This is a genomic window from Ammoniphilus sp. YIM 78166 (assembly GCF_004522215.1).
Classification (GTDB): domain Bacteria; phylum Bacillota; class Bacilli; order Aneurinibacillales; family RAOX-1; genus YIM-78166.
Window position 1 is genome coordinate 66,044 of the sequence record NZ_SDLR01000011.1, and the last position, 20,045, is coordinate 86,088.

At 44.9% G+C, this 20,045-nt stretch carries 23 protein-coding genes and 1 riboswitch; of the genes, 18 read left to right on the plus strand and 5 right to left on the minus strand.

Features of this window, described 5'->3' with window-relative positions:
* Positions 1 to 90: 90 nt before the first annotated feature.
* From EIZ58_RS29650 to gnd, 4 genes are all read left to right on the plus strand, one after another.
* A complete protein-coding gene (locus EIZ58_RS29650) occupies positions 91 to 774 on the plus strand; it encodes a GntR family transcriptional regulator (RefSeq protein WP_134704602.1) in 684 nt (227 codons plus the stop codon).
* A gap of 113 nt (positions 775 to 887) precedes the next feature.
* A complete protein-coding gene (locus tag EIZ58_RS29655) occupies positions 888 to 1,946 on the plus strand; it encodes a tartrate dehydrogenase (protein ID WP_134704603.1) in 1,059 nt (352 codons plus the stop codon).
* Positions 1,947 to 1,973: 27 nt separating this feature from the next.
* The gene (locus EIZ58_RS29660; protein WP_134704604.1) at positions 1,974 to 2,948 is read left to right on the plus strand and encodes a 2-hydroxyacid dehydrogenase; all 975 of its coding nucleotides are present in this window, start codon (positions 1,974 to 1,976) and stop codon (positions 2,946 to 2,948) included.
* A gap of 162 nt (positions 2,949 to 3,110) precedes the next feature.
* Complete coding sequence (gnd, locus tag EIZ58_RS29665; protein WP_134704605.1) at positions 3,111 to 4,019, plus strand: phosphogluconate dehydrogenase (NAD(+)-dependent, decarboxylating); 909 nt, start codon at positions 3,111 to 3,113, stop codon at positions 4,017 to 4,019.
* 113 nt (positions 4,020 to 4,132) lie between these two features.
* Here the strand turns inward: gnd and EIZ58_RS29670 are convergent, their stop codons facing one another.
* Complete coding sequence (locus EIZ58_RS29670) at positions 4,133 to 4,435, minus strand: MGMT family protein (RefSeq protein ID WP_134704606.1); 303 nt, start codon at positions 4,433 to 4,435, stop codon at positions 4,133 to 4,135.
* A gap of 204 nt (positions 4,436 to 4,639) precedes the next feature.
* Positions 4,640 to 4,808, plus strand: a riboswitch (cobalamin riboswitch).
* Positions 4,809 to 4,891: 83 nt separating this feature from the next.
* Here EIZ58_RS29670 and cobT point away from each other — a divergent pair.
* From cobT to EIZ58_RS29695, 5 genes are all read left to right on the plus strand, one after another.
* Positions 4,892 to 5,953, plus strand: coding sequence for a nicotinate-nucleotide--dimethylbenzimidazole phosphoribosyltransferase (cobT, locus tag EIZ58_RS29675; RefSeq protein ID WP_134704607.1), 1,062 nt, complete (start codon positions 4,892 to 4,894; stop codon positions 5,951 to 5,953).
* 127 nt (positions 5,954 to 6,080) lie between these two features.
* Positions 6,081 to 6,749, plus strand: a complete 669-nt coding sequence (locus EIZ58_RS29680; protein ID WP_134704608.1) for an aspartate/glutamate racemase family protein — start codon at positions 6,081 to 6,083, stop codon at positions 6,747 to 6,749.
* A gap of 15 nt (positions 6,750 to 6,764) precedes the next feature.
* Entirely contained in the window at positions 6,765 to 7,529 is a 765-nt protein-coding gene (locus tag EIZ58_RS29685; RefSeq protein WP_134704609.1) for an SDR family NAD(P)-dependent oxidoreductase, read from the plus strand.
* Between the two features lie 412 nt (positions 7,530 to 7,941).
* A complete protein-coding gene (locus tag EIZ58_RS29690) occupies positions 7,942 to 8,208 on the plus strand; it encodes an AbrB/MazE/SpoVT family DNA-binding domain-containing protein (protein WP_134704610.1) in 267 nt (88 codons plus the stop codon).
* Positions 8,209 to 8,211: 3 nt separating this feature from the next.
* Positions 8,212 to 8,583: a type II toxin-antitoxin system VapC family toxin gene (locus EIZ58_RS29695; RefSeq protein WP_134704611.1), complete on the plus strand. Its 372-nt coding sequence runs from the start codon at positions 8,212 to 8,214 to the stop codon at positions 8,581 to 8,583.
* Positions 8,584 to 8,681: 98 nt separating this feature from the next.
* Here EIZ58_RS29695 and EIZ58_RS29700 read toward each other — a convergent pair whose 3' ends face one another.
* The 3 genes from EIZ58_RS29700 to EIZ58_RS29710 all read right to left on the minus strand — a co-directional run bounded on the left by EIZ58_RS29700 (position 8,682) and on the right by EIZ58_RS29710 (position 11,312).
* Positions 8,682 to 9,140: a universal stress protein gene (locus EIZ58_RS29700; protein WP_134704612.1), complete on the minus strand. Its 459-nt coding sequence runs from the start codon at positions 9,138 to 9,140 to the stop codon at positions 8,682 to 8,684.
* Positions 9,137 to 10,312, minus strand: coding sequence for an MFS transporter (locus EIZ58_RS29705; protein ID WP_134704613.1), 1,176 nt, complete (start codon positions 10,310 to 10,312; stop codon positions 9,137 to 9,139). Before EIZ58_RS29705 ends, EIZ58_RS29700 begins: the two co-directional genes overlap by 4 nt.
* 127 nt (positions 10,313 to 10,439) lie before the next feature.
* Positions 10,440 to 11,312 carry a LysR family transcriptional regulator gene (locus EIZ58_RS29710; protein ID WP_134704614.1) on the minus strand — a complete coding sequence of 291 codons (873 nt, stop codon included), beginning with the start codon at positions 11,310 to 11,312 and terminating at the stop codon, positions 10,440 to 10,442.
* A 152-nt stretch (positions 11,313 to 11,464) separates the two neighbouring features.
* On the opposite strand from EIZ58_RS29710, the gene EIZ58_RS29715 reads away from it, so the two are divergent.
* The 8 genes from EIZ58_RS29715 (at position 11,465) to EIZ58_RS29745 (ending at position 18,642) form a co-directional block, all read left to right on the plus strand.
* Complete coding sequence (locus tag EIZ58_RS29715; protein WP_134704615.1) at positions 11,465 to 12,550, plus strand: isocitrate/isopropylmalate dehydrogenase family protein; 1,086 nt, start codon at positions 11,465 to 11,467, stop codon at positions 12,548 to 12,550.
* Positions 12,551 to 12,617: 67 nt separating this feature from the next.
* A complete protein-coding gene (locus EIZ58_RS29720) occupies positions 12,618 to 13,265 on the plus strand; it encodes a class II aldolase/adducin family protein (RefSeq protein ID WP_134704616.1) in 648 nt (215 codons plus the stop codon).
* A gap of 92 nt (positions 13,266 to 13,357) precedes the next feature.
* On the plus strand, positions 13,358 to 14,653 hold the full coding sequence (locus tag EIZ58_RS29725) for a four-carbon acid sugar kinase family protein (RefSeq protein ID WP_134704617.1): 1,296 nt from the start codon (positions 13,358 to 13,360) through the stop codon (positions 14,651 to 14,653).
* Complete coding sequence (locus EIZ58_RS29730) at positions 14,650 to 15,171, plus strand: sugar phosphate isomerase/epimerase family protein (protein ID WP_134704618.1); 522 nt, start codon at positions 14,650 to 14,652, stop codon at positions 15,169 to 15,171. The genes EIZ58_RS29725 and EIZ58_RS29730 overlap by 4 nt, the downstream gene beginning before the upstream one ends.
* 20 nt (positions 15,172 to 15,191) lie before the next feature.
* Positions 15,192 to 15,347, plus strand: a complete 156-nt coding sequence (locus tag EIZ58_RS33940; protein WP_167578041.1) for a hypothetical protein — start codon at positions 15,192 to 15,194, stop codon at positions 15,345 to 15,347.
* Positions 15,348 to 15,513: 166 nt separating this feature from the next.
* Positions 15,514 to 16,572, plus strand: a complete 1,059-nt coding sequence (locus tag EIZ58_RS29735; protein ID WP_240689458.1) for a tripartite tricarboxylate transporter substrate binding protein — start codon at positions 15,514 to 15,516, stop codon at positions 16,570 to 16,572.
* 71 nt (positions 16,573 to 16,643) lie between these two features.
* A complete protein-coding gene (locus EIZ58_RS29740; RefSeq protein WP_134704620.1) occupies positions 16,644 to 17,102 on the plus strand; it encodes a tripartite tricarboxylate transporter TctB family protein in 459 nt (152 codons plus the stop codon).
* A gap of 13 nt (positions 17,103 to 17,115) precedes the next feature.
* A complete protein-coding gene (locus EIZ58_RS29745; protein WP_134704621.1) occupies positions 17,116 to 18,642 on the plus strand; it encodes a tripartite tricarboxylate transporter permease in 1,527 nt (508 codons plus the stop codon).
* 96 nt (positions 18,643 to 18,738) lie between these two features.
* Here EIZ58_RS29745 and EIZ58_RS34975 read toward each other — a convergent pair whose 3' ends face one another.
* Entirely contained in the window at positions 18,739 to 18,873 is a 135-nt protein-coding gene (locus EIZ58_RS34975; RefSeq protein ID WP_255438470.1) for a hypothetical protein, read from the minus strand.
* A gap of 83 nt (positions 18,874 to 18,956) precedes the next feature.
* Here EIZ58_RS34975 and EIZ58_RS29750 point away from each other — a divergent pair, with 83 nt between their 5' ends.
* The gene (locus tag EIZ58_RS29750) at positions 18,957 to 20,036 is read left to right on the plus strand and encodes an Ldh family oxidoreductase (RefSeq protein ID WP_134704622.1); all 1,080 of its coding nucleotides are present in this window, start codon (positions 18,957 to 18,959) and stop codon (positions 20,034 to 20,036) included.
* Positions 20,037 to 20,045 lie beyond the last annotated feature (9 nt).

The window sequence follows — 20,045 nt, forward strand, 5'->3', positions numbered from 1 at the left end:
TTCGGGACAGGCTTTTTTGCTATCCACATTGAATGTAGGGGTTAAATACTATATGTTATAGACATACCTCTTGGGAAAAAGGGTGATGAAATGAGTGATTATTCCATTGAAAAGCGCTCACCTTATTATGAACAATTTTATCATTCAATTAAAAAAATGATATTTGAAGGCAAATTCAAACCAGGTGAACGTATAAATGAAACGCAATTAGCGAAAGAATTTAATGTTAGTAAAAGTCCGGTACGGGAAGCTATACGTGTATTAGAAAAAGAAGGATTAGTGATTGTCGATGAAAAATCTAGAGTGTTAGTCTATGAACCTACCATGCGAGACGTGGAAGAAATTTATTATTGCCGCATGGCACTGGAGTCTTTCGCCGTCCGATCGACAACTAAAATCGCTACAGAGGCTGAAATCAAGGAGATAGAAACCACCCTTGCGAAAACAGAACAGGCGATCCAAAATGGGGAAGAAAGTAACGTCATTATTGCTTTGAATGATTTATTTCACCATTTAATCCTTGAGTATACGCAAAATCGCCGATTACAAAAACAGTGGAATGATCTTAAATCGCTTACGTATCTTTTTCGCATCTTGAATTTTCAAGGAGAGGATCGGGCTACCATCATTCTCAAACAGCACCGTGGAATCTTTCATTATATGAAGTCGCGAGATCAAGAGGCTGCTTCAAAGGCTATGATTGATCATTTACAATGCGACTTAGAACATCTATTACAAGTGATATCTCATTCTACAGAACAGGTGAAGCCATGAATTTAGGATCGTGGCTTCCTAACTCTTTTGTATCCGATGACCGTATGGTATAATTACTTCATAACGAATGCAGTCGACCGTCGTCTAAAAATAAAATGTAGGAGGAAAGAAAGATGAAGAATTATGAAATCGCGGTTATACCTGGTGATGGAATTGGTAGAGAGGTAGTACCTTCTGCTTTACAAGTCTTGGATACGATTTCGGAAGTGCATGGAGGTTTGCGATTTAAAACAACGGAATTTGATTGGAGTTGTGAATATTACCTCGAACATGGCATGATGATGCCTGAAGATGGGATACAAACGCTGTCTAATTTTGAAGCGATTTTCTTAGGAGCTGTTGGGAACCCAACGCTTGTCCCGGATCATATTTCGTTATGGGGTTTATTGGTGAAAATTAGACGGGAATTTGAACAAGTCATTAATATTCGACCGGCTAAACTGATGAAGGGTGTGAGATCCCCTTTATCCAACCCGAAAGAATTCGACTTTATCGTTGTGCGTGAAAACAGTGAAGGGGAATATAGCGAAATTGGTGGCCGTATCCATCGGGGAGAAGATGAAATTGCCGTACAAAATGCCGTATTTTCTAGAAAAGGTACGGAACGAGCCATGCGCTATGCGTTTGAATTAGCCAAGCACAGAAGAGGTCATGTAACGAGTGCTACCAAATCCAATGGAATTGTTCATTCGATGCCCTTCTGGGACGAGGTCTTTAACGATGTAAAGAAAGAATATCCTAACATCGATACGGCATCTATCCATATTGATGCGTTAGCCGCGTTTTTTGTGAACCGTCCGCACACGTTTGATGTGATTGTGGCGAGTAATTTATTTGGTGATATTTTGACAGATTTGGGAGCTGCGATTATGGGAAGTATCGGAATTGCCCCTGCAGCGAATATCAATTTAAATGGAAAATATCCATCCATGTTTGAACCTGTTCACGGATCCGCACCCGATATTGTTGGAAAAGGGATTGCGAACCCAATTGGGCAAATTTGGACAGCGAAAATGATGCTAGACCATTTTGGCGAGACGGAGCTCGGAAGCAAATTGCTAGATATTGTGGAGCAAGTAACCGAAGCGGGTATCGTCACAGGCGACCTGGGTGGTAAGGCCACTACACATGAGGTAACGGAAGAAATTTGTAACCGAATTAAGCTGCTTTAAAGGATCGTTTCAAGGGGGAGAAACAATATGAGTAAACCTCGAATATTTGTACCCAATCGGGTGAATGAGGAAGTCATCCATTATCTGCAGCAATATGGAGATGTCGATTACCGAGATCAAGAAGAAAAGATGGCGGAAGAAGAGTTTTTGGTCGGATTGAGGAATGCAAGTGCTCTCTTATGTTATTCCAGACAAAAGATTAACGCCAGTATATTAGAGCAAGCTCCCCTGCTGAAGGTCGTAAGCAACATCGCGGTCGGTTACGATAATCTGGATCTTGGAGAAATGACAAAGAGGGGAGTCTTGGCGACCAACACACCCGGTATTTTAACGGAAACCACAGCGGACCTTACGTTCAGTATTCTCATGGCTGCTGCTAGAAGAGTGGCTGAAGCGGATTATTATGTGAAATCCGGACAGTGGAAAGAGTGGTTCCCTAGTTTGATGCTGGGCAAGGATGTATTTGGGGCCACCATCGGGATTATTGGCATGGGAAGAATCGGCGAAGCCGTAGCGCGCAGGGCAAAGGGGTTCGATATGAACATCCTTTATTATAACCGTTCACGCAAGACGGATGCGGAAGCGAAGTTAGGAGCAACGTTCGTTTCGCTTGAGGAGCTGCTTCAACGATCCGATTATGTTGTGGTGTTGACCCCACTTACCGCAGAAACCCAAAAATTCATAGGGGTAAAAGAATTGGCCCTGATGAAAAAGGATGCCATTCTTGTTAATGCGTCTCGTGGAGCTACCGTTGACGAAACGGCCCTCATTCATGCTTTGCAAGAAAAGAGAATTGCCGGAGCCGCTCTGGATGTTTATGAAAAAGAGCCGGTGGACCCGGAAAATCCATTGTTGAAGATGGCTAACGTGGTAACCCTCCCTCATATTGGCAGTGCCACAAGGGAAACACGCGCCAAAATGGCCATGAAAGCGGCAAGGAATGCAATAGCTGCCTTACAAGGTGAGATTCCGGAGAATCTATTGAATAAAGAAGTTCTTTAAATCCATTAATCTATCGTGGCTGCTTCGGCGGCCATTTTTACGTTAAGAATCCTCCAAGTGGAATTCGGTTGATGGATTTTTATTACAGCCTTGCACATACTAACCTAGAACAAAAAGTAGGGTAGCGTTGATTGGCCATCTTACTTTTAGGAGGTCAAGAATATGAAAGTTGGATTGATCGGGTTAGGAAAAATGGGTTTGAACTTAGGGCAGAATCTCATTGACCATCATCACGAGGTAGTCGCATTTGATGTAAATGAAAAGGCGGTAGAAGAAATTCATGGATATGGCGCGAAAGGCACATCAAGCCTAAAGGAACTAACGGAATTATTGGGAACCCCAAGAGTGGTTTGGCTCATGGTTCCGCATTCGGTAGTCGATTCGGTCATTGATGAATTGACCCCGTTCTTATCCATTGGGGATATTGTCATCGAGGCGGGGAATTCCCATTACAAAGAATCCATTCGCCGGTACCATCGACTAAAGGAAGCAGGAGTAAACTTTTTGGATGTGGGAACTTCCGGCGGGATGGAAGGGGCACGCCATGGCGCTTGTTATATGGTTGGGGGAGATTCAGAGGCTTGGAACTTGGTGGAGCCCCTTTTCCGAGATACTGCTGTGGAAAATGGATATCTATATGCAGGAAAAGCAGGAAGCGGGCACTTCCTAAAAATGGTTCATAACGGGATCGAATACGGGATGATGGCCGCTATTGGAGAAGGTTTCGAAGTATTGGAGAAAAGTGAATTTAATTATGACTATGAAAAAGTAGCGAAAGTCTGGAATCACGGATCGGTCATACGTTCCTGGCTGATGGAACTAACCGAACGTGCCTTCTCCAAGGATGCAAATCTGGATGAAATCAAAGGAGTGATGCATTCTTCCGGAGAAGGAAAGTGGACCGTGGAGACGGCCTTGGATCTGCAAACCGCTACTCCAGTCATTGCGATGTCCTTATTGATGCGTTATCGTTCCTTGGAGAATGATACGTTCACAGGGAAAGTGGTCGCTGCTTTACGCAATGAATTTGGGGGACATGCTGTGGAAAAATACAAAGATGATAACCAATGAGGCTATTCGTGATAGCCTCATTTTTATTAGCATCCTACTGTAACGATATAGGTTGTCAAGTTCTGAATTGGCTTGGGCGAGTTCGAGTAACATCGAATGAGCTTGATGGATCATCAATTCATTTGATATTTTTTTAAATCTACGTTACCGTTTTGATCTACTACAACCCCTTCCATTTCAAGATTCATGATTTGCTCATTGTAAGACTCCTCCTTTTTGATAGCGACGTTACCTTTTGCATTAATTACACGATGCCATGGTAAGCGATGCTTTCTACTCATCGAATGTAGAATACGAACAACTTGGCGAGCAGCACGTGGATTTCCCGCTAAGCTCGCAACCTGTCCATAAGTCATGACCCGGCCTTCTGGTATATTTCGAATAATCGTAATTACATTTTCGGTAAAAGGTGTCACCAAAATTATTCCTTTCTAATTAATCATGTGGAATAGATTTAAATTCCGCCGTGTTTTTTCCAGGGAGGGCCATCCCCGCGTGATGAACTCGGCTTGTGATCGATCGTTATTTGTAAATAGTCATATATATTATGGATGTAAATCATGCTAAGGTAAAGATTGTCATTCTACTGATTTTATGGTTTACTAAAATTGTGTTTTCACAACTCAATAGTCTCAATAGGTGCCCTGAATAAGGGAGAATAGGGAAGTTTTTAACAACGCGGAGCCCGCCACTGTAGTCGAGGAGCAGCTGCTATGCCACTGGGAAACTGGGAAGGCGCAGTATGTGAGGAATCGGAGCCAGGAGACCTGCCTTAAGAGAAGTTTTGCTTGTAGGGTTTGGCATAACCCCAGCTTATTTAAGCTGGGGTTTTTTGCATTGGTCGGGAATTGCCATCAAAGGAGGATTTTAGAATGCAAAAGTTAAAGCAAATCATGGGGTTAATTGAGAGGTTGGACACCCAAGTCCAGGATCAAATGGAACAACATTTAAACCATCTTACGAAACCAATGGGTAGTCTAGGCTTGTTAGAATCAGTAGCGATTAAAATAGCTGGGATGACTGGAAACCCGATGCCTGAAATTGACCCAGCTGTGGTCGTGGTCATGGCAGCAGACCATGGTGTTGCTACAGAGGGAGTTTCAGCGTTTCCATCTGAAGTCACGCAGCAGATGGTGGGTAATTTTATATCTGGCGGAGCCGCTATCAATGTTTTGTCGCGCGCTTCCCATGCGTCAGTTGAGGTTGTCGATATTGGCGTGAATGGGTTACTGCAACTTCCGGGTTTAGTCAACAGAAAAGTACGATTTGGCACGGACAATATGGTGCAAGGCCCTGCGATGACCAGGGAAGAAGCCATTTCAGCGATAGAAATAGGGATCGAGATAGCAGAGGCAGCCATAGAAAAAGGGGCTAAGCTATTGGCCTTAGGAGAGATGGGAATTGGCAATACGACGGCTAGCAGTGCGATGTTCTCTGTTCTTGGCCAGATCCCTATTGAACAAGTCGTGGGGTATGGTACGGGGTTAGATGATCAGGGCAAAAATAAAAAAATCCAAGTAATACAGCGGTCCATCGAAGTAAACCAACCTAATCCAGAGGATCCTATTGACGTTTTACACAAGGTCGGGGGATTAGAGATTGCTGGACTAGTAGGTATTGTTTTAAAGGCAGCTGCAGCACGCATTCCTGTAGTAGTAGATGGATTCATTACAGCTGTAGCAGCGCTAACCGCGGTTCGAATAGCCCCGGCATGTAGGTACTATCTAATCGCCTCCCATCAATCCGTAGAACCAGGCCATGTTTTGGTGAATCAGCTTTTAGGACTTGAACCACTCCTCAACTTAAACCTTCGTCTCGGAGAAGGAAGTGGGGCGGCCGTTGCCCTTCCCCTAATCAGGTCTGTCATACGGATTGCACATGAGATGGCAACCTTTGAGAAAGCTGGCGTGTCCGGTGCACTGGAAAACAGCTAGAGATCGGTTTGATGATTTCGTTTTATAACTTTTTTCTATGGCTATCAATACCATAATACTATTTTTAAATCCTTTTCTTCTATCTTAGTATGAATAGTAGGCGATAAGAAGAGGAGGAAATGAATAGATGAAAAAACGAATTGGTTTGATCTACGCGACATTAAATTCCGTACAACCTATCCTTGATGCATTCCAGGAGCATGCTCCTGAAGCTGTTACCTTGAACTTCATGGATGAAGAATTAATTACAGACTTGAATCGTTTGGGAAAAGTTACGCCTCGGATGCTGCGAAGATTAATCCATCTCGTTGAGAAAGCGGAAGAAAGCGGCGTAGATGGCATCTTGCTTACTTGCTCCTGTTTTACTCCTTACGTACCCATTGTCCAAAAATTTTTTGACACCCCTATTCAGAGTGCTGATTACAGCATGTTGGAGCTGGCAGTGGAGAAGGGAAATCGCATTGCGGTCATTGCAACCGTAGAGAAGGCGGGGCCAACGACCGCACAGCTTATTCAAGAGATTGCAGACGAGCGAAAAAAAGAAATAGAGATTCAGATCGAGGTAATGACCGAAGCATTCAGTGCGCTACAAAATGGCTATGGTGAAAAACACGATGAAATGATCCAACAAAAAATCAGAGAAGTATCCACAGTAAACGATGTTGTGGTGTTAGCTCAATTTTCCATGGCAAGGGCGTTGATAGGACTAGGAGAGAATACGAAGCCTGTTTTAACAAGTCCGGAAGTGAGCGTGAAATCCATGATGTCGCGATTGTCTCAACAAGATGGAGAATAGAGGGAGGTTGCTGGAATGTATGACTTTGCTGATTTAAAAGGAAAGAAAGTCATTGTGGTCGGGGGGAGCAAGGGGATTGGGAAGGATATCGCTGTTTCCTTCTCCCGACTAGGATCGGACGTGCTTATTACCGGAAGGAATGAAAAGGATCTGCAGGGAACGACGGAGGAACTTAGACAGCACAATCCGAACTGTTCCTACCTAATTGGAGATATCCAACATGTGAATGAGATCTATGAAATGATAGACCAAGCGCATTCCCGCCTGGGGAGGATTGACGTACTGGTAAACAATGCGGGAGTGAATATTGCCAAGCCCGCTTTGGACGTTTCCGAAGAAGATTGGGACCGGGTGCTCGACACGAACCTAAAAGGTACATTTTTCTGCTCTCAACGGGCCGGTAAGCATATGATCGAACAGGGGATTGCTGGCAAGATCATCAACATTGTTTCCCAGATGGCTTTTGTCGGCTACATTAAGCGTGCGGCCTATTGTTCCAGCAAAGGAGGAGCTGTTCAATTGACCAAGGCGCTTGCGATTGAATGGGCTCAGTATGGGATCAAAGTCAATGCGGTGGCCCCCACTTTTATCGAAACGGAGCTTACCCAAAAGATGTTTGAGGATCAAACATTCTATCAGGATGTGTTAAATCGAATTCCATTAGGAAGCTTGGCCAAGCCATCTGATGTAACGGGGGCGGTCTTATTTCTAGCATCCGATATGGCTAACTTTATTACCGGCGATACGATTAGGGTGGATGGCGGTTGGACGGCGATATAGGTGGGGAATTTTTGAGGACACTGAGTCTGCTAATTACCACAAAAGTAGTCACTTAGGAGAATGATAGGACACAGAATCCGTTATTTGCTTAAAAATGGGTCAAGAGAGGCCCATTTTAGCAAAATAGCGGAACCTGTGTCCGCCAAACTTAAATTAACCCCCGTTTTGACCCGAATAACGTACTTGATGTCCGCAAGAAACTCAACATAAGAATAGGGTGCCCCGTCGTGTGGCACCCTATTTTTTCTATTTAATAATCATCACCGGTACCGCAGTCCAACTCGATGATCCTTGTTATGAATAGATGTCTCCGCAATTATGGCCTTCTTTACTTTGTATTTAATAATGAAAAATCGTATACTAAAAGTAATACTTTTTCACGTGTAATACTCATTAAGGAGGTAATGATATTTTGAACCTAATCTCTGGAAAGATGACAAGTAAAGGTCAATTAACTATCCCTGTTGAGTTAAGAAATTATCTTAAAATAGAGGAAGGGGATAGGCTAGAATTTATTATTGATCAAGATGGCAAAGTGATTAATGTAAAACCTGTCAGGAAGAAAAGGTTAAGTGACGTTGCAGGGAAACTTAAGGTGGATAAGATTGTGGATGTTGATGAGATTCGGGACGAAATTTACCGAGATAATATTTTGAAGAAACTTGACAAGGAAAACTAGGGAATGAAAGATAAATTCATTGTCGATACAAATATTCTTATCAGAATAATCGTACAAGATGATGATGGACAAGTGGAATATATTAAAGAAATAATCAAGAAAGTAGATGATGGCGAATTTCTATTGTTTGTTCCAACTATTGTTTTTGTCGAAACATGTTGGGTTTTGAAGTCAAGATATAAACTTTCAAAGAAGGAAATTACGGATTGCTTAGCTGAAATCTTTCAAGTGGATGGTGTAATTCTAGAAGATGAAAATTGCCTCAACGGATTAATTTCTCATGCTGTTAACAATGTCGATTTCGTTGACGCTCTGTTGGCTGAAAAATCGAAAACTACGGGTTACGCTGTATTGACGTGGAACGCAATATTTTAAACCTAACGAATTAAAAGGTCTAGGCGAATAAAAGTCTAACGTACCAAATGTCCGCAACAAACGCAAGAAGAGGGTGCCCAATGGACACCCTCTTCTTTCTATTTAATTATCATCACAGGTACCGCAGATCGCTGAGCGACTTCGTGACTCACGCTTCCGAGGAATAATTCCTGCACGTTGTTAAGGCCTCTGCTGCCCATGAGGATTAAGTCGCATTTTTGTTCTCTAGCATACATGAGAATCTCATCCGCTGGCTTTCCTTCCACGATAGCCACCTGATACCTCGTATCACGCAAAAGGGATAATCGTTCACTTGCCCCGTTTAGAATGTCCTTTCCGTGCTCCATTATTTCTTCACGAATCTTATCCGCATGGCGATATTCGCTAACGGTAAAAATGTGTGGCACCGTGACCGCATGCACTACATGCAAGTGGGCGTCCCGATTCAATTGAGCCAATTGAATTCCATACACTAAAGCTTTTTCTCCTATTTCCGAACCATCATAAGCAACCAAAATCCTTGTATAGGCCATTTCTGCACTTCCTTTAATTATCATTTAAATTCCACTTTTTTTGCGGAGTCCACTACTTGAGGGACATCTCCCTGTTTTGATCCCCTAATCACCATGGTGCCGCCTAAGAGAAAGGCGCCGCTGATGAAAAAGACGGAAAGAATTCCTACCCATGAACCGACTAAGCCGAAAAACACAGGAGCAATCAGCTGCGAAAGTCGATTGGTAGTCAGTCGAAGTCCCAACACTTCTCCCGTCCTTGATTTCGGTGAGGCATTATACGTCGTAGTCATGGAGAGAGGCTGTCCGCATCCAAGACCAAAGCCCATCAAAGCAGCCCATAAACCCAGTAGAAAGACTTCACTTGTAAACGGAACAAGCATAAAGGAGAACCCGGCAACTAAAATGGAGGAAATTAGAACACGTTCGCGTCCGTATGAATCGACTAGCCTTGCTAAATAGGCACGTATGATCACCATTGCAAACCCTTGAATCGATAGAATCCAGCCAATCGTAGACGCCGTGATTCCGATATCTTTGGCATACAACGGAAAATAGGCGACGAAGATATCGCGGGAATATAAAACTAATGCACTGGAGATCAAGGCGGTTCGCAAAACAGAAATCTTAAGCAGACTGATGGATGCCAGTAAGCTCACTTTTTTGTTCTCCGGCCGTCGTTTTGTATTCGGGATCAACCAGGCTACCGCTACCGTGATGATGCTAATCAGGAGAGACGCGAGAAAAGCCGTTGGATAAGAAAAATATTGGACGAGGTAACCGCCGGTAACGGGTCCGATCACCGCGGCTACAGACACCGCCGTAGAAAAAATCCCGTAATAGTGATCCCGCTTATCCTCAGGTGCCCAATTGCCCAGAACGTTCTGTAAGGAAAGAACGACAAAGACATGGGAGATTCCAACGACAACCTGACTCATATACAGCGACCACATGGTCGGGAATAAGAAGGGAAGTGCCATTCCTAAACTTACGCCGATCATGCCGATGAAGACGGGAAGACGGTCTCCCACTTTGTCTGCGATTTTTCCCGCATAGATGGCGATGAAGAGGGGAAAAAAAGCATAAGCTGCCGTTAACGCTCCGATGTCAAAAGTACTGGCACCCAACTCTGAAGCAAACAAGGTGATGATCGGTCGGGTGATGTTAAGAATCATCTGAAATCCAAAAATTATGATAATGACCGTTTGTAGTATCATTTTTACTCTTTAGGAGTGAACCTCCTTCCCTAGAAATCGGTTAATCTATTCGTATTATACTGCGTGCGCTGAAAGCGAGAAAAATAGCTAAATCCTATGGAGAGCCATGAAAAAAAGTTATAGGGCTTTAAAGGTCATGTTTGAAGTCCAGTCCTTCAACAAACTCGACGAATGCTTTGACAATTTTTAGTTCCAGTGATTTTTCATGATAGAACATCCAGGTTTTACGAACGATGAGCTGACCTTCCGCATCGGTTAGGTTGATTCGGTGCAGCTCCGGATGCTTATCGGCGAAGACACTTGGCAAAATTCCGTAGCCGAGTCCATGGATGACCATCTCGGTACAGGTATCACCCTTGTCCACTTCCATGACGACGTTCGGAGCAATGGAATAATTTCGGCTCCACCAATTATCCATAATATCTTTTAATAGGGCGTCGCATTCATACTCGATTCGAGGCAATTGCGGCAGCTCGTTTAACTGAACGGGATCTTTCGAAGTCACACAAATATTCTCTTCAAATAAGAGAGTTTTTGCTTCAGGCCAGTCATACTCCCCGCGTACCATCCCGATATGGACTTCTTGATTGTAGATCTGGTTAAAGATCGTGCGGCTAAACCCTGTAACCACTTTGAATTCGACTTTAGGATATTGTTGGCGAAAGAGGCTTAGAAGCCGGGGAAGCTTATACCTGGAAATATAGTTGGAAACGCCTAAACGTAAGGTTCCCACGACCTCTTCTTCCATATTCAGCGTTTGCTCTTTAATCTCACGAAGGTTGTTTAGCATTTCATCCGCTTTTTTAGCTAAAAACTCCCCTTGGGGGGTAAATTGTACTCCTTTGCTTACTCTTTCTATAATGGTGACGTTGAACTCTCTTTCCATCTGCTGGATCCGTTTGGTTAAGGAAGGTTGTGTAATATATAAGCTTTGGGCTGTTTTGGTTATGTTCATTTTTTCATATAAGACCTTCAAGATAAGCCAATCTCGATCGTCCATTTTCCCGCCTCCTTTTGATTGGTAGGATACCACAGAAGAGAATTATAGTAAAAAGTTATCGGTACCGATTCTTTTTCGATATTTTTCATTCCATGCAGAGCATTGTATAGTTTATTTATCAAGTCGAACAAACAACGGAGAGGATGAGAAGAATGGCAAAATATAAAATTGGAGTATTGTATGGAGATGGGATTGGTCCTGAAATTACGAAGGCAACGGTAGAGGTGCTAACAGCTGCTGCAGAACGTTACAAGAACACCGAGCTGGAGTTTGTGGATCTGCCGATGGGGTGGGTTGGGATCGAAGAACATGGAGATCCAATGCCTCAATACACAAAGGATGCCCTAAAAGAGACGCATGGATGGATCATGGGGCCTCACGATTCTGCAGCATATCCTGCAGAGCATAAGGCGAACCGGAATCCAAGCGGGGAGCTGCGCCACTCTTTCGATTTATATTCAAACGTTCGTCCAGCTAAAACGATGCCTGGGATCGAGAGTGTGGCGGGGGAAGCAGATTTAGTCATCTTCCGTGAAAATACAGAGGGCTACTACTGTGACCGAAATATGTTCGTGGGTGTGGGAGAATGGCATGTTACACCAGATGTAGTCATTTCTTCTGGAGTGTTCACAAGACAAGCGATTGAAAGAATCGCCCATGAAGCTTTCCGCATGGCGATGAAAAGACGCAAGAAAGTGACGATTGTCCATAAGGCGAACGTGATTAAGCTAGGAATGGGATTATTTCTAAACGTTTGTCGTGAAGTGGCTCAGCAATATCCCGAAGTAACCGTGGATGATTACCATATTGATGCGATGGCTGCCCATCTTGTCAGACGTATTAAAGACTTCGATGTTATCGTAACTGAAAATATGTATGGGGATATCCTTTCCGATCTAACAGGTGAACTCGTGGGAAGCCTAGGGTTAGCTCCTTCTATTAATACGAATGATAACTTGGCAATGGCTCAAGCCGCTCATGGTTCAGCCCCGGATATTGCTGGAAAGAACATTGCGAATCCGATGGGGATTATGTTCTCTACGGTGATGTTCTTAGATTGGCTATCTGCCCGACATGATGATCCGGAAGTGTTCCAATTGGCTCGCCATATGGAAAGCTCCATTATGGCAACGGTAGCAGAAGGGATTTGTACCCGCGATTTGGGCGGAAGCGCTTCGACTAACGAGTTTGCGGCGGCGATCGTAGAAAGAACCAAGCGTACTTATCAGGAAGTGTAAGGATATGAATGGAGGGTCTAGGGGGCATAATTGCTAGACCCCTCCAAACTATAAAGGAGTTTAATTCATGGATACTAATCACCAGCTCATCAAAGCCGGACAATATATGCTGGCAAATCAGTTAGCTTGGGGAACTTCTGGAAATATAAGTGCCCGGGTCGATCAAGAGAGGATGTACATCACAGCTTCAGGGACGTTTTTGGGAGAGTTAGGGCTTGACGATTTTGCTGAATGTCTGATCGAATCAGGAGCGACGGCGGGATCGAAAAAGCCTTCGAAAGAAACTCCCTTCCATCTCGGAATCTATCGAAACCGTCCAGATGTCGGCGTGATCTTGCATTCCTCCCCTTTTTATACGACCTTGATGGCGTGTTCCAATGAACCCATTTTGTCCGAGTTATTTATTGAAACGATGTATTATTTAGAGCACGTCGCGTATGTGGATTATTATCATCCAGGATCACAAGAGCTAGCTGATGCGATAGCGGAGCAAGCCAAAAGAGCCAATGTAGTCATCATGAGAAACCACGGAGTCGTCGTTTTTGACGATAACGTCAAAGAGGCCTTGATGAGACTCGAGACCTTAGAAATGGGTTGTCGCACGATCATCCAAGCCAAGGCTTCGGGCATTCCATTGAAGGCCATCCCTAAACAAGTGGTTCGAAGCTTCTTAGAAGACTCCCTGTACAAGCCACGCAAGGGGTATTCCAAATAGGCATGGGTAGGGATGAATAATCGCTATTTTTCTTTATGATAGGTTTTCATTAGTATAATAAATAAGTTGGCAGGGAGAGAGGGAGGAATACCATGATTGGGATCGTTGCCGATGATACCACAGGGGCTAATGACATAGGATTGATGTTCAGTAAACATCGCTATTCGGTCAAAATCGTAACATTTAGTGAAGAGATGAATCTGCAAGCGGATTCAGATGTGCTGATTATTGATACCGACAGCCGGTTGGATAGCCCGGAACTAAGTTACGACAAGGTTTTTAAAGCGACGCAAGCCTTGCAACAATTAGGGTGTACCTTATATTTCAATAAAACCTGCTCGGTGTTTCGCGGGAATATTGGAAAAGAGTTTGACGCGATGATGGATGCATTAAATGAACATTTCGCCGTCATTAGCCTGGCGTTTCCCAAGAATGGCAGACAAACGAAGTATGGTGTTCATACCATGCATGGAAAATTATTGGAAGATTCCGAGTTCTCCAAAGATCCTGTGCATCCGATGAAGAAATCTTACCTGGTTAGTATCTTGCAGGAGCAAACGGATCGCCACGTTTCCCTTGTCAGCATCGACACGGTGAGGCGAGGAGCGGAGTTTCTCCGCAAGGCGTTGGACGAGATGCGCAAGACCTCTACGTATTGCATTGTCGACGCAGAAACACAAGATGATCTTACCGTTATCGCGGAAGCCACACGTGATTTTCCGGTGCTATGCGGCAGTTCGGCCATTGGCGAGGAGTTGCCTAAGTTTTGGCCCTCTAGAAATGGGCGTGATCCATTGGCCGACGTCGATATGGAAGATCAAAATGGCGTCCTGGTGGTATCGGGCAGTTTAACCCCGCAAACGAAGGCGCAAACGGAATATTTGATTTCGCAAGCGGTTCCTGTCCTTGTATTGGATTCTCGTAAAGTATTTACATCGGATGAAAAAGAGTTGGAGATTAAGAGGATGAGCAGAGAAGCGGCGGACCTCTTGAAACAAGGGCAAGAAGTCCTTGTGATGGCAGATAACAGGGAGGAGATCGTCTCGGAAACGAAGGACATGGGGCGGCGCCTCGGTCTAGACCCTCTTACTGTGAGTAAGCGTATTTCTGCAGCCCTAGCCGAGGTGACTTTGCACGTGGTGGAAGAGACTCAGCTCAAAAGACTGGTGGTAGCCGGTGGGGATACGTCGGGAACGGTCTGCAGAAAGTTGGGTATCCAAGGGAATGTTGTGCTCGAAGAAATTGAAACTGGATTACCATCTGGATTAGCACTCGGGCGAAAAATGCTCATTGTACTCAAGTCTGGCAGCTTTGGTAAGAAGGAATTCTTGCTGAAAGCCATTGATCATTTAAAAGTAATCTCCGAGAAGGGAAAAGCGCTTCTATGAAGTTGGCTTATCCATATGGAACACCGGAGTTAAAATCCCAAGTGCTTGGAGCCACGGGGGACGCGCAGCTGATTTTTCCGAGACTAAGAGAGATGGGGTATACCGCCATCGAGCCCTTCATACGGGATCTGAGAGCGTTTGATACCGGTGCATTCATTAAATCTACTCATCTATTCGATTTGCGACTGGCTGCGATTGGAACAGGACCGATGGTAAGTGATGACCAATTAACCTTTACGTCAAAGGATCCAGGTCGAAGAGCGGAAGCGATTCAAAGGATGAAAGAGCTTGTGCAATTCGCCTCCCAGTTTGGATGTCCAGTTGGAGTTGGCAAGCTGAGGGGTGCGATCCATCCTGAACAACCGGAACAGTCGTGGAACTGGATGAAAGAAGCTTTCGAACAAGTTTGCCGGTTTGCTGAAGGCTATGGCGTTCAAATTGCGCTGGAGCCACAAAACAAACAAGTAATTAATAATTTAACTACAACCCAAGAGGCCTTAGTTTTATCCAAGAGCTAAGCCTCCCCAACCTCATGCTCATGCTCGATGTATTTCATATGGATGCAGAGGAACATTCCGTATCGCACGGCTTTACACTAGCGAAGGACAAATTGATTTATATCCATATTGCCGATAGTCACCGTCAGGCACCAGGAAAAGGGAAATATAACTCCAAGAAGTTCTGCAGACCTTAAAGGATGCCAATTACCAAGGCTATATTGCACCAGAGATCTCACAGGGCAAGGATAGCTTACAGAAAGCCCAAGCTTCTATCGATTACTTGAAAGCTATCGGATTCAACTAACATTACTATCTACTTTTATTTAGATAGATTACAAAAAAAGTATGGGAGGGTTATTGATGAAAAAGTTAATGTCTATGGTTTTATCCGGAGTGATGGTATTGACTTTAGCGGCATGCGGCTCCAACTCTACTTCGCAGCCGGCAACACCGCCAGCAGGAGACAGCGCTGAAAAACCTGCGAGTACCGAGGCACCAAAATCCACGTACCCTGAAAAGCCACTTACGATCATGACTCCAGCAGGAGCGGGCGGCGGATTGGATACAATGACTCGCGTGCTTAGCAAAACGCTTGGGAATACTCAGCTCGTGACCCAAACGATTACGGTAGAGAACAAGCCTGGCGGCGGACAAGTCGTAGGAAGTGTGGAATTTGCCAATAAGGATAAAGGGAATAATTTTAAGCTATTTACGACTTCAACCCCATTCATTTTGAATTACATTAAAAAAGAGGGAACGAGCCCGGTTTCCTTTAGAGATATTACTCCTATTGCCCGATTAGTTACAGAATCGGATGTGTTAGCAGTAAACGTGGATTCGAAGTATCAGGATCTGCAGTCCCTTATGAATGACTTGAAAGCGGATGCAAGCTCGGTGGTTTTTGCTGGAGGATCCGGTCCTGGGTCGTTTGACCATTTGAATGTGATTTACCCGGCGATGAAAGCGGGTGTTGATGTGAAGAAAATCAAGTACGTGTCTTATGATGGTGGCGGTGAAGCCCTTACGGCACTTTTAGGTGGTAATGCTGAAGTCCTTAGCTCGGACATCTCCTCGGTTTATCAATTTGTAGAGGCTGGGAAGGTAAGAATTCTAGGAGTTTCTTCCGGCGAGCGCTTGGAAGGGAAGTTTAAGGATGTGCCGACCTATAGAGAGCAAGGCATTGACGCGGAGTTAACCAACTGGAGAGGCTTTTTCGGACCTGCGAATATGTCCGATGACGCAAAAGGTTATTGGGAAACCAAGATTAAGGAGTTAGTGGCAACGGATGAATGGAAGAAGGAGCTTGAGACTCAAGGATGGAATGACGGATATTTAAGCTCTGCAGATTTCATTAAGCAAATGGAAGAAGAAGAAGCGATGTACTTGGAAATTTATAAGCAGCTTGATATGGCAAAGTAAGGGCAATAAAAAAGTCATGTGGGGAAGAGGAACCTCTTTCCCTCATGATGACAAGACAGGAGAGGAATTACTTGAACAAAACGTTTGACCGGTATACGGGTGTTGTGCTGCTTGCCCTTGGGGCTTTGGTAATCGTGGAGAGCCAGAAAATTTCAACCAGCGCCTACGGCAGTAATGTAGGACCGAATATCTTTCCGTTATTTATCGGTATTGCGATGATCTTGTTAAGCGGGATTTTGATTCTTGAAACCTTCCGGTATCCCCATAAAGAAAAACAAAAAGGAAGTCTGGATTATCGAAGCTTTGGTATCATTTTTTCAGCAGCCGTCCTTTATGCCTTTTTTCTTGAAGACCTTGGATATGTGATCTCCACCTTCCTATTCCTGCTGGTTGGGTTTCAAACAATGAAGAGAGAGCGAATGGTATCTTCCCTCATCATTGCTGGATGTTTTTCTTTTGGTGTTTATTATCTCTTTGTCGAAGTGCTGCAAGGTTCCTTGCCGGCATTTCCGTCATGGCTAAGTCTTTAGGTGGAGGTTAGAAATGGAAACGGTTGGTTATTTACTGCAAGGATTTTCGGTTGCCGCCCAATGGCATAATCTCCTGTTTGCTTTTTTTGGAGTACTGATTGGAACCTCAGTAGGGGTTCTTCCTGGAATAGGACCAATGAGCGGAATCGCGCTGCTGATGCCGATAACGGCATCCATTACCAGCGGGTTAGCCCCCGATGCGGCGGCTACGAGTTCCATCATTCTTTTGGCTGGCGTTTATTATGGGGCAATGTACGGCGGTTCAACCACTTCGATTCTTTTGAATACACCGGGTGAATCGGCGTCGGTTGTGACCACATTGGATGGTTACCAGATGGCAAAGAACGGTCGTGCCGGGATTGCACTTGCAATCTGTGCGATTGGATCGTTTGTCGCAGGACTTGTCTCTCTCATCGGTTTGATATTACTAGCCAACCCGTTAGCTGAGGCAGCCATCAAATTTGGACCGGCGGAATACACGTCGCTCATGTTACTTGGACTGGCTGCGGTGAGCGGTCTGGCCGGCAAATCGATCGTTAAAGCCTTGCTGATGATCCTGGTTGGATTACTGCTTGGAACCATAGGAATCGATCATACATCGGGAGTAACTCGCTTTACTTACGATATTCCTGTCTTGTATTCAGGGATTGAATTTTTAACCATTGCTGTCGGGTTATTTGCCCTTGGAGAAGTGTTTAAGACCATTCTTGAGCGAGATGGAATTGAAGGAACCATTGCCAAAATATCGAGGATTCTGCCGACCAAGCAGGACATGAAGGATAGCGCCCTTCCCATTGCTCGAGGATCCATCTTTGGCTTCTTCATCGGCGTTCTGCCAGGCGCAGGAGCCACGCTGGCTTCATTCTTTTCGTATTTAATGGAAAAAAAGATGAGTAAAAATCCTAGCAAATTCGGTAGAGGGGCGATTGAAGGGGTAGCGGCTCCGGAATCCGCCAACAATGCCGCAGCAGGCGGAGCCATGATTCCATTGCTGACGTTAGGGATTCCAGGTTCGGGATCGACCGCGATTTTGCTGAGTGCCTTTATCATGTACAATATTCAGCCCGGTCCTCTCTTATTTCAGGATCATCCCCAAGTAGCCTGGGGGTTAATTGCCAGTATGTTTATCGGTAATGTGATGCTGTTGGTCTTGAATATGCCTCTGGTGAAAGTATTTGCAAAAATCATTGACACACCAACGAAATATTTGTTGCCTCTAATCGTAGCTTTTTCCGTGTTTGGCGTCTACGCGGTTCAATTTTCCACGTTTGACTTAATGCTTCTCATGGGTTGTGGGGTGGCTGGTTATTTTCTGACGAAAAACGATTTCCCCGTTGCTCCGTTGGTCCTTGGCCTTGTCCTTGGTCCGATGATCGAAAATAATATGCGAAGAGCACTCACTTTATCGAATGGCGATTTTATGATTTTTCTTCAAAAACCGATTTCTCTAGCTTTCCTGATTGTTGGCTTATTATGGATTACCATTCCATTGCTCATGAAACTGAAGGGCAAACAAGTCATTGTAAATGAAGAGGCCTAGGTTAGATGGCGATGGCGGAAGTGTACGACGTCATCGGGCATGGGATAGTTCCTTATTTGCCCTAGATCGTGACCTCGATCTAGGGTTTTTTAGATGCTAGACTAATAGGTTGACGAGCGCCCAATCCAAGTGTGGAATCGCCCAAAAACAGGGCTGAAGCGCCCGAAAATGGGAGGGAACGCCCAATCGTGAAGCGAACGCCCTATACCTCACGCCATTCTTTTTTTTCATATCCAATAATGATTTTTTGATATTTTATAAAAACTTCTTCCTCGTTTATGCTTGATTCATAGAGATGACGAGGAGGGTATGACATGGAATCGGATAAAGTGTTTGTTGCTCCTGACACATTAAAGGATTTGGCTTCCCAAGTATTTGAAGGAATTGGCTTGCGCAGGGAGGACGCGATGATCATCGCTCGGGACCTGGTTGCTGCAAACATAAGAGGACTCGATTCTCATGGGGTTTCGCGAATCCCGATGTATCTGGAGCGGATTCGACGCGGGGTCGTGAATCCGCAGCCCAACATTACCATTAAAAAGATCACTGCCGCTGTGTCTTTAGTGGATGGAGATAACGGAATGGGGTTTTTGGCCGGTCATCGGGCGATGGACGAAGCAATCAGACTAGCGAAGGAAAGTGGAATTGGTCTAGTAGGGGTCCATCGAAGTACGCATTATGGGATGGCTGCCCTCTATGTTCAGCAGGCCATTCAAGCAGGATACATTTCTCTTGCCTTAACGAATTCCTCGCCAGCCGTACCCGTATGGGGCGGACGAAGTACGTTTCTTGGAGCTAGTCCTCTAGCGGCTGGGGTGCCGGGAGGGGAAAAATCGGATTATGTGTTAGATATGGCCATGACCGTCATTGCAAGAGGGAAGATCCGCCTAGCCGCAACTCATGGCGAGCCCATCCCGCTTGGGTTGGCCCTTGATGCCGAGGGGGTGCCGACAACGGATGCGAAGAAGGCGTTTGAAGGCGTTTGCTTGCCCTTCGGTGGCGCAAAAGGTTCCGCACTAGCCATGTTAATGGATTTACTAGCTGGGGTATTAACGGGAGCGAACTATGGAGGAGAAGTCAAGAGCTTGTATTTTGACCATTCTGAACCGCAAAATGTCGGACATCTATTTTTCGCCATACGGCCGGATCTGTTTATGCCGATGGAGGAATTCTCCCATCGGATGGATACGTTCGTGGAACGGGCTAAAGCGGTTCCTCTTGCCCAGGGATTCGATGAGATCCTCATTCCAGGCGAACCGGAGGAACGAACCGAGCAGCAACGCAGAGTAACAGGCATTCCGCTAACCGAAGAAGTGATTCGAGGTCTGCAGGCCGAGGTCGAGAGCTTAGGTCTTGCATTTCCAGATTTCTATAAATTAAATACAAACCTATAAGGAGAGAGA

Excerpts from the sequence above, each read along its gene's own strand:
- EIZ58_RS29735 (WP_240689458.1), top strand. The coding sequence starts at position 15,514 with ATGAAAAAGTTAATGTCTATGGTTTTATCCGGAGTGATGGTATTGACT.
- EIZ58_RS29730 (WP_134704618.1), top strand. The coding sequence starts at position 14,650 with ATGAAGTTGGCTTATCCATATGGAACACCGGAGTTAAAATCCCAAGTG.
- EIZ58_RS29725 (WP_134704617.1), top strand. The coding sequence starts at position 13,358 with ATGATTGGGATCGTTGCCGATGATACCACAGGGGCTAATGACATAGGA.
- EIZ58_RS29700 (WP_134704612.1), bottom strand. The coding sequence starts at position 9,140 with ATGATAATTAAAGGAAGTGCAGAAATGGCCTATACAAGGATTTTGGTT.
- EIZ58_RS29680 (WP_134704608.1), top strand. The coding sequence starts at position 6,081 with ATGAAAAAACGAATTGGTTTGATCTACGCGACATTAAATTCCGTACAA.
- gnd (WP_134704605.1), top strand. The coding sequence starts at position 3,111 with ATGAAAGTTGGATTGATCGGGTTAGGAAAAATGGGTTTGAACTTAGGG.
- EIZ58_RS29715 (WP_134704615.1), top strand. The coding sequence starts at position 11,465 with ATGGCAAAATATAAAATTGGAGTATTGTATGGAGATGGGATTGGTCCT.
- EIZ58_RS29720 (WP_134704616.1), top strand. The coding sequence starts at position 12,618 with ATGGATACTAATCACCAGCTCATCAAAGCCGGACAATATATGCTGGCA.
- EIZ58_RS29710 (WP_134704614.1), bottom strand. The coding sequence starts at position 11,312 with ATGGACGATCGAGATTGGCTTATCTTGAAGGTCTTATATGAAAAAATG.
- EIZ58_RS29655 (WP_134704603.1), top strand. The coding sequence starts at position 888 with ATGAAGAATTATGAAATCGCGGTTATACCTGGTGATGGAATTGGTAGA.
- EIZ58_RS29685 (WP_134704609.1), top strand. The coding sequence starts at position 6,765 with ATGTATGACTTTGCTGATTTAAAAGGAAAGAAAGTCATTGTGGTCGGG.
- EIZ58_RS29705 (WP_134704613.1), bottom strand. The coding sequence starts at position 10,312 with ATGATACTACAAACGGTCATTATCATAATTTTTGGATTTCAGATGATT.
- EIZ58_RS29745 (WP_134704621.1), top strand. The coding sequence starts at position 17,116 with ATGGAAACGGTTGGTTATTTACTGCAAGGATTTTCGGTTGCCGCCCAA.
- EIZ58_RS34975 (WP_255438470.1), bottom strand. The coding sequence starts at position 18,873 with ATGAAAAAAAAGAATGGCGTGAGGTATAGGGCGTTCGCTTCACGATTG.
- EIZ58_RS29660 (WP_134704604.1), top strand. The coding sequence starts at position 1,974 with ATGAGTAAACCTCGAATATTTGTACCCAATCGGGTGAATGAGGAAGTC.
- EIZ58_RS29695 (WP_134704611.1), top strand. The coding sequence starts at position 8,212 with ATGAAAGATAAATTCATTGTCGATACAAATATTCTTATCAGAATAATC.
- cobT (WP_134704607.1), top strand. The coding sequence starts at position 4,892 with ATGCAAAAGTTAAAGCAAATCATGGGGTTAATTGAGAGGTTGGACACC.
- EIZ58_RS29650 (WP_134704602.1), top strand. The coding sequence starts at position 91 with ATGAGTGATTATTCCATTGAAAAGCGCTCACCTTATTATGAACAATTT.
- EIZ58_RS33940 (WP_167578041.1), top strand. The coding sequence starts at position 15,192 with ATGCTCGATGTATTTCATATGGATGCAGAGGAACATTCCGTATCGCAC.
- EIZ58_RS29750 (WP_134704622.1), top strand. The coding sequence starts at position 18,957 with ATGGAATCGGATAAAGTGTTTGTTGCTCCTGACACATTAAAGGATTTG.